This is a genomic window from Neobacillus sp. FW104-15D2, assembly GCF_058790155.1.
The window spans coordinates 103,331-116,267 of record NZ_JBYTCJ010000016.1 but is presented as its reverse complement, the minus strand read 5'-3'; the positions used below and the strand labels follow the sequence as shown (position 1 = coordinate 116,267).

General features: G+C 37.0%; 11 protein-coding genes. 5 read left to right on the top strand and 6 right to left on the bottom strand.

Features of this window, described 5'->3' with window-relative positions; all coding sequences use genetic code 11:
• The first annotated feature begins 810 nt into the window (after positions 1-810).
• The 3 genes from AC3WR0_RS14185 to AC3WR0_RS14175 all read left to right on the top strand — a co-directional run bounded on the left by AC3WR0_RS14185 (position 811) and on the right by AC3WR0_RS14175 (position 1,958).
• Positions 811-1,062: a hypothetical protein gene (locus tag AC3WR0_RS14185; protein ID WP_027321607.1), complete on the top strand. Its 252-nt coding sequence runs from the start codon at positions 811-813 to the stop codon at positions 1,060-1,062.
• A gap of 30 nt (positions 1,063-1,092) precedes the next feature.
• The gene (locus tag AC3WR0_RS14180) at positions 1,093-1,296 is read left to right on the top strand and encodes a DUF6501 family protein (protein ID WP_492552919.1); all 204 of its coding nucleotides are present in this window, start codon (positions 1,093-1,095) and stop codon (positions 1,294-1,296) included.
• Between the two features lie 68 nt (positions 1,297-1,364).
• The gene (locus AC3WR0_RS14175) at positions 1,365-1,958 is read left to right on the top strand and encodes a GNAT family N-acetyltransferase (protein ID WP_492552918.1); all 594 of its coding nucleotides are present in this window, start codon (positions 1,365-1,367) and stop codon (positions 1,956-1,958) included.
• A gap of 42 nt (positions 1,959-2,000) precedes the next feature.
• Here the strand turns inward: AC3WR0_RS14175 and AC3WR0_RS14170 are convergent, their stop codons facing one another.
• The 6 genes from AC3WR0_RS14170 to AC3WR0_RS14145 form a co-directional block, all read right to left on the bottom strand.
• Complete coding sequence (locus tag AC3WR0_RS14170; RefSeq protein WP_492552917.1) at positions 2,001-2,528, bottom strand: YhcN/YlaJ family sporulation lipoprotein; 528 nt, start codon at positions 2,526-2,528, stop codon at positions 2,001-2,003.
• 152 nt (positions 2,529-2,680) lie between these two features.
• Entirely contained in the window at positions 2,681-3,475 is a 795-nt protein-coding gene (gene yidC, locus AC3WR0_RS14165; protein WP_492552916.1) for a membrane protein insertase YidC, read from the bottom strand.
• Positions 3,476-3,497: 22 nt separating this feature from the next.
• A complete protein-coding gene (locus AC3WR0_RS14160) occupies positions 3,498-3,794 on the bottom strand; it encodes a hypothetical protein (protein WP_492552915.1) in 297 nt (98 codons plus the stop codon).
• Positions 3,795-4,323: 529 nt separating this feature from the next.
• Complete coding sequence (pflA, locus tag AC3WR0_RS14155) at positions 4,324-5,073, bottom strand: pyruvate formate-lyase-activating protein (protein WP_492552914.1); 750 nt, start codon at positions 5,071-5,073, stop codon at positions 4,324-4,326.
• A gap of 58 nt (positions 5,074-5,131) precedes the next feature.
• Entirely contained in the window at positions 5,132-7,357 is a 2,226-nt protein-coding gene (gene pflB, locus AC3WR0_RS14150; protein WP_492552913.1) for a formate C-acetyltransferase, read from the bottom strand.
• A gap of 390 nt (positions 7,358-7,747) precedes the next feature.
• A complete protein-coding gene (locus AC3WR0_RS14145; protein ID WP_492552912.1) occupies positions 7,748-8,197 on the bottom strand; it encodes a cupredoxin domain-containing protein in 450 nt (149 codons plus the stop codon).
• 723 nt (positions 8,198-8,920) lie between these two features.
• Here AC3WR0_RS14145 and mprF point away from each other — a divergent pair.
• Positions 8,921-11,458: a bifunctional lysylphosphatidylglycerol flippase/synthetase MprF gene (gene mprF / locus AC3WR0_RS14140; RefSeq protein ID WP_492552911.1), complete on the top strand. Its 2,538-nt coding sequence runs from the start codon at positions 8,921-8,923 to the stop codon at positions 11,456-11,458.
• Between the two features lie 284 nt (positions 11,459-11,742).
• On the top strand, positions 11,743-12,873 hold the full coding sequence (locus tag AC3WR0_RS14135) for a D-alanyl-D-alanine carboxypeptidase family protein (protein ID WP_492552910.1): 1,131 nt from the start codon (positions 11,743-11,745) through the stop codon (positions 12,871-12,873).
• Positions 12,874-12,937: the final 64 nt, after the last annotated feature.

Genomic DNA, 12,937 nt, shown 5'->3' with positions numbered 1-12,937 from the left:
TTGATATTCCCTTACCACCATCAACTTAAATCGTTCACTATATTTAGCCAAAAATAAACACCCCAAAAGTTAGATTTTAGCTCTAACTTTTGGGGTGCAGTACAATGTGATCCTTTTTTGGGCTAATCAAAATTTATATCCATAAATTCTGAACGCATGAGCAAAACTAAGACATCCGCCAAAAAGAACTTGGCGAATGCCAAGTTTTTCTAATTATTCTAAGGCAGGATCAAAATTCCTCCAGCTCTTGATTAAATTTCAGTCTAAAGACTGATTGAATTCAACCTTTCCTACAATGTTTCTATTTTCATTTTTTCTTAAAATAAAGAGGAAAAGAAATATTATAAAGGAGAGGATTTAATTGTTTGAACAAATGTATACCGCTGAAATGCTTCAAAAGCAGAGAGAACTTGAGATGAAAACTATTGTGAATTTTTATAAAGAGCCAATCGTTAGAAAGCCAGCCATATGCAGGATTCAAATATTTTCGCATCTATCTAAATGTCGATGTGAGAAAGATTGAGACAGATACCTGTCTCTTTTTTTTGGTCTCTACCCGGAAATAACTAATGTGGATAACTGTTATTTCATTCTTTTATGAGCTAATTTTTTCATGGGTGACCCTTTTAACAATGTTGTTGATTGTAAGGGAATCTCTGACATTATCCTCTCATCCCTTTAACAGGTACTTACACTTTTTTATCAATTATAAAAGTAATAACTGAGCATTTTGTTTATATATAATGTTTGAAACAAGCCGGCGAAGTGGTAAATAGATAAAGCCATCATCTTAGAAAGAGGGTATGTACAATGAAAACATCCATGGATAATGGCTTTTACGAACTTGCCTATGATCAGAACCGATATGAAAATCTTCAATTTTTACGATTGGATAAAATCTGCAATGTGAATTATGTAACCCTTAAAAATGTCCTTACAGGAGAAATAATAACCTTTGAAGAAGCTAAAATAAATTGGATTAAAAAGAAAACCCGCTTGCCGTTTTTAAAAAAATCTTCATTTAATTTAGTTGCAGAACAGCAGCTTCATTCTTTATACTAGTGATAATCACTGTTTGAAGGGTGGCAGAAAATGATTCACTTAAATTGGCAAGAACGTGAAACCATTAAAAAAGTAAAATGTATTCATACAAACGCTGAAAAGTATATTGTAAATAATGCATTAACTCCAGGAAACGTTTATGATGTAAAAAATGAAACAGAAGAGTTTTATTTTATCGTTGACAATACTGGTAAAGTTGGCGGTTTTTACAAAGATTATTTCGCGGATGCATAATAGGAAGGCTGCCTTTAAAAATGGGCAGTCTTTTTGCATACATAAATACTGGGCAGGGGGAGAATGGATTGGTTATTTCAAATGAAAATATTATTCTTGAAGGGGAAAAAGTAAAGCTTACCCCCATGGAAATGGAACATGCAGATGGCTTATGGCAGGCAGCACTGCCGGATATTATTTGGTCCTACATGGCAACAAAGATTAGATCTAAAGAGGAAATGAAGGGAGCTATAAAGGCTGCCATTTCAGAAAGAGATAAGGGTACACAGTATCCTTTTACCGTTTTTGACAAGGAACGCAGCCAGATAATAGGAAGTACTCGGTACATAGATATCTCAGAGGACAATAAAAGCCTTGAGATTGGCTGGACCTGGTATCATCCTGATGTATGGCGTACTCAGGTAAATACTGAATGCAAGTTATTGCTCCTTGAAAATGCATTCGAAAAACTTAAAATAAATCGAGTTCAATGGAAAACAGACATACGTAATATCCGTTCACAGACTGCTATTGCCCGTTTGGGTGCAATAAAAGAAGGAGTACTCAGGAAGGACCGTATTTTAAAAGATGGTTATGTCCGTGATACCGTTGTTTACAGCATGTTAAAAGAAGAATGGCCCACAGCTAAAGAAAAACTTCACTCCAAAATGAACACTTTATAATAAAAAAAGGCCTGTGGTTTATCCGCAGGCCATTGTTAACTTTTATTGTAAATCCGGAAAAATTCTTCTAACCATTTGTGAAAATTCATCGTAAAATCCTTTTACTGGACGGCCATTTCGCAAGTCGTCTCCGTAATCAGTCATATGTTCGTAGAAATCTGGATTTGCAGACACATACACCCGATCAATATCCTTGTCAGTGGATTTAATCTTTTTAGAAATTCTTTCTTCCAGACTGTTAGACAGGTGCTTGTTATCAGCTAATTGTACAGCTGCGAAAGCATTGTTATTCGTAACAATCACAACAGCCCGGTCTACCTCTTTCATTCCTGTTATTTTCTCTGCTGCTCTGTCAGCTACTTTTGCTTTGTTATCCTGATTGAGATTTCTAACATCATTATTATCTCCGACATTTCTAACACGTGGAACAGCATCCCTTGTGTTGTAATTAACTTTTGTTGGCTGTGTTCCATTATTGTTGCCAGCATTTTCGTTAGCATTATTTCTCGCACATCCTCCGATTAACAGTCCAAATAGAAGGACCGAAGGAAAAATCCATTTTGCCTTCATTATTTTTCACTCCTTATTTTCACTAATCACCGATAGCATTCCTAATTCATTGAAAACTATTCAGGATAGGAAGAAAAGAAGGATGTTTTTGTTTAATTAAATGGTAATAAACAAAGAAAAAGCATCCAGTTGGACGCTTTTTCTTTGTTTGCTTATTTTTTACCAGTACTAGTTTGAACCTCTGGCGTTTTTTTAGCCTGGTAAAGCCTTCTGCTCATCATAGTTTGGAGTGTTAAAAATGTACCACCGACTGCCCAATATAAGGGAAGTGCAGCTGGTGCTTTAAGTGAAAACATAACAATCATAATTGGGGAAAGAAGCCCCATATATTTCATTTGATCCTGCTGCTGTTGAGGCATGCTAGATTGTGAAACTTTAAATTGTAAGTAATAAATGACCCCAGCTATAAGGGTAATAGCAATATCAGGTTTTCCTAAACTGAACCAGAGAAAGTTGTGGGAAGCAATTTCTGCATTTCCTCTAATTGCGTAATAGAAACCGGTCAGGATTGGCATCTGAATGAGAATTGGGAGGCAGCCCATATTTAAAGGGTTAACTCCGTGCTTTTGGTATAAGCCCATCATTTCTTGCTGAAGCTCCTGTTTTTTCTTTGGATCCTTTTCAGTTTTCATCTTTTTCTGGATAGTTTCCATTTCAGGCTTCAAGCTATCCATCTTTTCTTTCATGCCCATCTGATTTTTATATTGTCTCAGCATAAGAGGCATTAATGCAAGACGGATTAGAAGTGTAATAACAATGATAGATAAGCCGTAATTACCGCCAAAGATACCAGCAAGTCCATGAATACTCTTGATAAAAGGTTCAACAAGATAAGTGTGGAAGAAACCGATGCCGCCTTTACCATTTTGAGCCGAACATGCTGAGAGTAATAAAGTTGTTAGTGTTAATAATCCTATTATTGTAAATGAAGACCGTTTTATTTTCATATTTCCTCCTGAAGTTTAAAAATTATAATGTATAAAGCAAAAAGGAAGAGTGTTCTTCACGGCCATCCTGCGAGCTTTTTTTTCTGCGGATATATTTTATAATCCACATTAAAATGTGATTGCTGTGATTATGGCTTTTTTCACTATTATAAAAGAATGGCTGAACGATTTTTGTGTTTGTAGTATCAGTAATAGAGCCAAGAAAAGAACTCTCGGCACTCCATGCCCAGAGAAGTTTAATAGTCATTCCAATATATATACTTATATAAAGTGCAGTAAGCGCATTAAAGTCTGTTAAGTCAATCAAGATCTGGATCAAAATCATTCACCTCGCTTTGTAGCCATGATATGAGTATAAAGGAGAAAGGGACAAGAATCAATTTAATAATATATATAACAGCCATCCAATTAAAAAAGTAAAAAGGTTCTTCACCATACCTGGTTGATCAAAGTTTCATTATTGTTTTTGTTTTGAATTTGAACGGAAAGCGAGCGCTGACGAAAAAAACAACAGGCAGTTAAACATTCTTAAAGATCCAAGAAAAATATTAGAAAAACTTGGCATTCGCCAAGTCCCTTTGGCGGTTGTCCTAGTTTTACTTATCACGCTCAAATCGGCACATCCTCAAAAAAGCTATGCTTTTTCTTCGTGCGAGGCAAAGCTGACGTAGCTTTCCTTGTCCTGTGCCTTTCACCTGACTAGGACTTCCTCGGAAAAGCAGGTGCTTTTCCGTCGTGCGATGATAATGCTGACGAAGCCTTCCTTATCCTGTCCGTCGTGCGTTCAGAATTTAGGGATATAAATTCTGATTAGCGAAAAAAGAAAAAAATGCCATAACTGGCATTTTTTAATTGAAAAGAGGTTTTTTCCAGTGTTTAGTTATCTGTTCAAGAGCATATTGTACTTTTTCCTCAGAAGGAGGTTCAATATCCTTTAATGGATATTCATGGCCAAGAGCTTCCCATTTATAAACGCCGAGCTTATGGTAAGGGAGAATCTCTATTTTTTGAACATTTTCTAAAAAGCCGATAAACTCGCCAAGTTCTTTAAGATCGGTGGGATCATCAGTAACCGAAGGTACAAGCACATGACGTATCCACACAGGAATCTTATGACTTGATAGGAATTTGGCAAACTCTAAAATGTGGTCGTTGGCCATCCCGGTTAGTTTAATATGTTTTTTTCGATTAATATGCTTTAAATCAAGTAAAATTAAATCGGTGTACTGAAGCAATTCCTCAAGGCCCTCAAGAAAATGGGCAGAGCTTGAAAAGCATCCTCCTGAAGAGTCAATGGTTGTATGAATTCCTTTACTTTTGCAAGCCTTAAAAAGTTCCACCAGGAAGGGGATCTGTAGTAATGGTTCCCCGCCGCTCACAGTAATCCCCCCGCCTGATGCCTGAATGAAAGGGAGATAGGAAGTTAAATCATTCATGATTTCGGAAACAGCCATCGGTTTGCCGCTTCCAATTTCCCATGTATCGGCATTATGGCAAAATTGGCATCTAAGAAGGCAGCCCTGTGTAAATACAACATAACGTATACCTGGACCGTCTACTGTGCCCAAAGTTTCAATAGAGTGAATATTTCCGTTCATGATGATTTTCCCCTTTCGGTAGTACACCGGAGGCCTTTAGCCCCCGGTTAATTTTCAGTTACATAGATTCATGGAAGGTACGGTTAATAACATCAAGCTGTTGTTCTTTAGTCAGTTTAATAAAGTTAACCGCATAACCTGAAACCCTGATTGTTAATTGAGGGTATAATTCAGGATGCTCCATTGCATCCAGCAGAGTCTCTCTGTTAAATACGTTAACATTTAGATGGTGGCCTGACTTAATGGCATAGCCGTCAAGAATGGAAACAAGATTGTGGATTTGGTTTTCTTCTTCTTTTCCTAGTGCTTTCGGTACAATGGAGAAAGTATTTGAGATGCCATCCATTGCATAAGCATATGGAAGCTTTGCAACGGAAGCAAGAGAAGCAAGAGTACCTTTAGTATCCCTTCCATGCATAGGGTTTGCTCCTGGCGCGAAAGGCTCACCTGTGCGACGTCCATCTGGAGTATTCCCTGTTTTCTTTCCATAAACTACGTTGGAAGTAATTGTGAGAATGGACATAGTGTGCAGAGAATCACGGTAAGTATGATGCTTGCGAAGCTTCTTCATAAAGCGTTCGACAATATCAACTGCTATGCTGTCCACACGGTCATCATTATTTCCGTATTTAGGGAATTCCCCGGAAGTTTCAAAGTCAACAGCGATTCCATTCTCGTCGCGAATTACTTTAACCTGGGCATACTTAATTGCACTTAGGGAGTCTGCAACTACGCTGAGTCTGGCAATTCCTGTTGCCATTGTACGAAGGATCTTGGAATCATGCAGCGCCATTTCAATTCTTTCGTAGCTGTACTTATCATGCATATAGTGAATGATATTTAATGTATTAATATAAAGTCCGGCAAGCCAATCCATCATATTATCAAACTTTTGCATTACCTCCTCATAATCTAGTACTTCAGAGGTAATAGGCTGATAGGAAGGTCCTACCTGTATTTTAAGTTTTTCATCTACACCGCCATTAATTGAATAAAGGAGTGCTTTTGCCAGGTTTGCACGGGCACCAAAGAACTGCATCTGCTTGCCGATTTCCATTGCTGAAACACAACAGGCAATTCCATAGTCATCTCCGTATTCAGGCTTCATGATGTCGTCATTTTCATATTGGATTGAACTTGTTTTAATAGACATCTTTGCACAGTATTTTTTAAAGTTTTCTGGGAGCTGAGATGACCATAAAACAGTGAGGTTTGGCTCAGGTGCAGGACCCAGGTTATCGAGTGAATGAAGGAAACGGAAAGAGTTTTTCGTTACCAGGGAGCGTCCGTCCATTGCCATACCGCCAATCGATTCTGTCACCCAGGTAGGGTCTCCGCTGAATAATTCGTTATAATCAGGGGTCCGGGCAAATTTTACAAGGCGAAGCTTCATAATAAAGTGGTCAACTATTTCCTGTACTTCTTCCTCTGTTAAAGTGCCTTCCATTAAGTCCCTCTCAATATAGATATCAAAGAAAGTAGAAACGCGTCCAAGACTCATTGCTGCACCGTTTTGTTCTTTAATGGCAGCAAGATATCCGAAATAAAGCCACTGGAATGCTTCTTGAGTATTTTTGGCTGGTTCTGAGATGTCAAAGCCATAGCTCTTAGCTAATTCTTTTAATTCTTTAAGCGCTCTGATTTGTTCAGCAATTTCTTCACGAAGGCGCATATTTTCTTCTGTCATAACACTGCTTGTGTTTTTTAAGTCTTTTTGTTTTTCCTGAATAAGGAAGTTAACGCCGTATAGAGCAACACGTCTGTAGTCTCCAATAATACGTCCGCGGCCGTATGCATCAGGAAGGCCGGTAATAATGGCAGCTTTACGGGCCAACATCATTTCATCGGTATAAGCATCAAAAACACCTTGATTGTGAGTTTTTCTAAATTCAGAAAAGGTTTTTTCTACATCTGGATTTAAAGTATATCCATATGCTTCACAAGCGGCTTTTGCCATACGTATACCGCCAAATGGCTGCATGGAACGGTTAAAGGGTTTATCAGTTTGTACTCCAACTACTTTCTCGAGTTCTTCAATTAAATATCCAGGCCCGTGAGAAGTAATGGTAGATACTGTCTCAGTATCCATATCTAAAACCCCGCCATTTTCACGTTCCTTCGTGGTTAGATCCATTACCTGTTCCCAAAGCTTATTTGTTGCTTCTGTAGCTCCCTGTAAAAAAGAGTCATCTCCTTCATAAGGAGTATAATTATTCAAAATAAAGTCGCGGACATTAACCTCTCTTGTCCATGTTCCTTTTGCAAAAACTCTCCATTGTTCCATGGTGATTCACCTCTAGTTTATTTTTAAATCTATATAACAGATTTGACGTTATTATCTTACCTTGAGTATAACAGTTAAAAAGTGATAAAAGTCACGTGAAATAGGGGGTAATTGTTAAGATATTGTGAAATCTAGGTTTTTAGGGGTTAATAATGGTAAAGGGGAAAGTTTTTTTAGTGAAAAGGGACTTGTGGTTCAAACTGTACTATAAAAAATATGCGATTATAAAGAACTGTTATATAAGATAAAATCAATGAAATCACTATGAATATAGTAGAAATTCAAAAAACACCACTTTCCTGAAACCATAACAGGATATTTGTTAAGGGACCGAGTATGTAGGGCGATAAGGGGTGGAATAAAAAAACAACAAGTGGTGTCCCTGTTGTTTTAATCTACGACAATATAGGCAATCATAGGACCATTATGGTCTTTATCAGGATGTGCATGGCATATAAGGCGGTATGTTCCTTCTTTTTTAAATTTGAGTGGGATAACAGTTTCCTGTCCTTTTTTTATGGTTCCTTTTATAGTGGTTCCTTCAATATGAAAAGGATGACTTTCTCCATTGACTCCATAAATAACAAGTCTTACTTTTTCATTCTTTTCAATAGAAATTGTACCAGGATCCCATCGATAAGCTTCAATTTCTTTTCCGTTGCTTAATTTGGTTTTATATTCCCCAGTAACCAAATGAATTTCACGGATGTTTGAATTCTCCTGGTTAAAAACAACGGTATCCGCTGCTTTTAGCATGTACCATACCGAAAAGGAAACAGCTGTTATAAAAACAAGGAAAATCAGTAAAACTGTTTGTTTCTTTATTACAAAGAAATTCATAATACAACCCCCTTATAGTAGTCCTAATACTATATATACGGGTATAAGGATAAAACTTGTCTGATTTTTTGGACTAACTTGGAAATGACACGCAAACATAGGGAAGACCAAGTTTCCATATACTTTTAATTGTTTGGCTCAGTTAAAGCTCATTGTTGATTTTTAATTAATTTAATAGAAGCAAAAGGCACGAGACTCCTCGGAAATCCTCCATTATGTTTTCTCGAAATTTCTGCGGGGTAAATTCCTGGATGATTCGCATGTGCTATCACATTTCCTTCGTGCGAAGGCGATTTCAGGGGCAATTCAATGTCATTCGCGAAAAGCGCTTTAAGGGAGACCCCGCAGGTGCTTAGCGCCGACGAGTAAGAAGGACTGAAGGGCGATACACCTCGAGGGGCTCGGCGCGGCAGCTTGACAGTCTCCTAAGTGCTCCTGCGCCATAGCGTTTCAAATAATCCTGTTTCGGCTCGCCGCAAAGCTACAAGTAACTGTTCACAGATGGTTCTCACAAAGTTATTTACAGCAACATGCAAGATTAACAAAGCCTATTATTTATATGATAGTAGGGGAGCCAAAGGGGAGAAAAGGAAACTGTACAAAGGCTAAAAAGAAATGATAAACCTAATGGTGAATAAGGGATTTTTGAATAATTTTCTTTGTTTTTTGTTCAGAAAAGATTATAGTAAATACAGGAATCAGAGGAAAAAAGGGAGAATCAGCATGAGTGCAATTAGAAAAGAAAAAGTCTTTACCGCTGCTAAATTCATTTTTCCACTCCTCTTGTTGATTTTGGCGGTATATGAACTAAATAAATTTGCTGGTAATATTAATGTTCATTTGCTTAAAAATGAGGTTAACCAGCTTCATATTGGTAAAGTGGTGCTGATTTTTGCTGTCACATTGTTAGCGGTTACTCCAATGTTTTTTTATGATTTTATACTTGTAAAAATACTGGATTTAAAAGTCCCTTCCAGGAAACTGTTTGAACAGTCGTTTATCGCTAATTCTTTTTCAAATTTAATTGGATTTGGCGGAATAATTGGAGCGATGCTTCGAACCTATTTTTACAATAAACTTGAACAAGATAAAAGAAGATTATTGGGAGGGATTGCTTCTGTCTCCCTCTTTTATTTGACTGGGATATCTCTTACCTCATGGGTTATAGTTTTGGGCTTTCGTGATTTCCCACTATTTTTGGATACGAAATGGCTTTATTTTGCAGTTTTAGGTGTAGGGCTCTATTTGCCTGTTTTTGCTGTAATCCATGTGGTTAAACATAAAAAAGACGATAAAATTCTCATATCTCTTGATACAGGGATAAAGCTTACGCTTGTTTCATTGCTTGAATGGGCGGCTGTTTTTCTCGCTATTTGGATTTTATGCGGTATATTGGGGATTTCAATAGGCTTTACAGGGCTGCTGCCTGTTTTTATTGTAGCTTCCTGTGCAGGAATCATCAGTATGATTCCTGGAGGTCTCGGTTCATTTGATTTGATATTTATTTGGGGAATGCACGATTTAAATATCCCAGATGAAAAGGTTTTGGTTTTACTATTATTTTACCGGATGGGTTATTATGTTCTACCTTTCTTGATAAGTATCATCCTATTTATTAAGGAATATTGGCAAAGATGGAATCATTCCTGGAATAACCTTCCTAATGCGATTGTTCAAAATGCAAGCCATACAATATTAACAGCTCTTGTTTTTATATCGGGATTAATTTTGTTGTTATCTGCATCTGTACCAGGAGTGGTCTCACGTTTAAAAGTCATTCAGGAGTTTTTGGCCTTTCCAATTGTGGACTTATCACACCGACTATCGGTAGCAGCGGGATTTTTATTGCTTGGGCTGTCACGCGGAATTGAATATAGTGTAAAAAGAGCCTACCAGCTAACGATGATTGCGTTATCATTGGCAGCTCTGTTTTCCATTTTTAAGGGGATAGACTACGAAGAGGCTTCTTTTTTACTAGTAGTGGCTTTACTCTTAAGAATGTCTCGAAATAAATTTTATAGAGAAAGCTACGTGATGACCTGGGGGAAGACGATATTTGATCTGACTTTGATTGCTATTATTACTTCGATGTATTTGATAATAGGATATCTCAATCTTCCAACTGCGAAGTTTAATATTCCTCCAAAACTCAGGCCCTATTTTATAACTAATTATTATGATTTATTTAACAGTGCACTTCTCGGACTCACTATTGCATTTTTAGTTCTGATGTTCGGTTATTTGATAAGCAGACCGAAAAATTGGGAAATGGAGAAAACTACCGGCCAGGAAAAAGAAATACTTGATCATCTGAAAAAATATAAAGGAAAAGTTTTATCCCACCTTATATTCTTACATGATAAGTATGTATTTTGGAACAGTAAAAGAAATGTTATGTTTTCTTATGCGCAGTATGCAGATAAGCTTATTATCCTCGGAGACCCTGTTGGAGAAAAAAGTGAAATGGCTGAGGCTATAGAAGAATTTCAGGAAATATCGGACCTTCATGGTTATTCATTGGTTTTTTATCAGGTGAGTAATGACCTGCTGCCATTTTTACATGGCAATGGTTATGACTTTTTTAAGCTCGGCGAAGAAGCATTTGTGGAATTGGATGAATTTAATATCAAGGGAAATAGGATGAAATCACTACGGAACATTCAAAATCAATTTGAGCATGACAATTATCGATTTAGGCTTGCCGAACCGCCTTTTTCGGACGAACTGTTTAATTCGTTAAGAGATACCTCAAATGAATGGCTGCAAGAAAGGCAAGAAAAGGGCTTTTCATTGGGTTTTTTTGATGAAGAGTATCTGAATAAAGCTGAATTAGCGATTGTCGAAGACCCAGATAAGAAAATTATGGGCTTTGCCAGTATCATGCCAATATATGATGACCGACAAACCATCTCGGTAGATTTAATGCGTTTTAGGCCTGATGCACCCACTGATATAATGGATTATCTTTTTATTTCTCTATTTGAATGGGCTAATCAAAAAGGTTACAAAAGGTTTAATATGGGAATGGCACCCTTAGCAAACGTGGGTCTTTCGAGATTTTCTTTTTTAAGTGAAAGGGTAGCTGCACAAATTTTTTTACATGGGCATTTTATATATCACTTCCAGGGGTTAAGGATGTTTAAACAAAAATTTACTGACATATGGGAACCTAAGTATCTGGCATATCGGAAGAAGTCATCCCTGCCATTTACAATGGCACAAATCACCCTTTTGATTTCAAAAAAGAGGGTTAAACAATAAAGTGTCCCAGGCGCAATAAATATATTTTCAAAGTAATGCACACGTCATTTCGCGTATATAAATGACGTGTGCATTTTATTTATGGCCGGCTCTGTGAAAGGGTATAAGAAAACTCTTTCATAGAGGCCATGCAGGACACTTAAAAATTTTTGCATTAAAAATCTTCTACAAGAATGGATTATTACTGTTTTCTTACATAGATTAAACATTAAAGAAAATGGTTTATAAGTTTGTCGAATCTGTTAAAATTAACAGGACTAAAGTAGAAGATAGGGTGTTAAAAATTGACGAAATTTGTTACGTTCCTAATGGCATTTATAATGTTTTTCTCAACTCAGACAGGTGCGTTTGCACGCCAGGATATAAATATAAAAAGTGAAGCAGCTGTAATGATAGATACAGAAACAGGAGCTGTTCTATATAGCAAGAATCCCGATGAAGCATTATATCCTGCTAGTTTAACAAAAATAGCAACGGCTATTTATGCTATTGAAAAAGGTAATCTCAATGATATCGTCACCGTAAGCAGGAATGCTGCCACTACAGAGGGGACGCGGGTTTATTTAGACGTTGGAGAAAAAGTACAATTAAAGAAACTCATTCAGGGGATGCTTATTAATTCAGGAAACGACGCGGCAGTTGCGATTGCGGAACATCTTGGAGGGACCGTTGAGCAGTTTGAGAAAGATCTAAACGAGTATCTTAGAACAAATATTGGGGTGCAGAACACCCATTTTGTGACCCCCAACGGACTCTTCAATGAATCTCACTATACTACTGCCATGGATTTGGCACGGATTACAAAGTATGCTCTGCAAAATCCCGTTTTTGCAGAAATTTTTGGTTTGAAAGAGTTAAATTGGGTCGGTCAATCTTGGAAAACGACTTTAGTTTCTAAACATCGAATGTTAAATGGAGAGATTCCTTTCCAGTATGTCACTGGCGGAAAGACAGGATTTATCGATGAGTCAAAGCAGACACTGGCTACTTCTGCTGATAATGGGAAATTAAAGCTAGTTGTCGTTGCGCTTAAGGCCGAGCATAAGAAAGATATTTATAAGGACACCGTAAAATTATTTAATTACGGTTTTTCTTCCTTCGATCATGAAACTCTGCCAAAAGACAAAACGTTTAAAAATGGAAAAAAACTCTACCTTGTTTCCGATGAGACAATGGTAACTAAACCTTTGAAGGCTCAGGTGGAAAAAGTAGATAAAAAAAGCGGTATGCTTGACGTGAAAAATAAGAATGGGGATATTCTACAGCAAATTAAGCTGACTGAAAAAAAGATTCCGGTTAAGAAACACAGGGAAGAATATACGAAAAATATGCATTTGAATTTGTTTTATGGAATCATTCCGGTTCTTGTTGTTTTTCTATTCATGTTTGTTAAAAGAAAATTAACCCGAAGCTAAGCAAAAAAGAAAGAGGGTATTTCAAACTATCAGTTTGGAATACCCTCTTTTTTAGGATCTATAC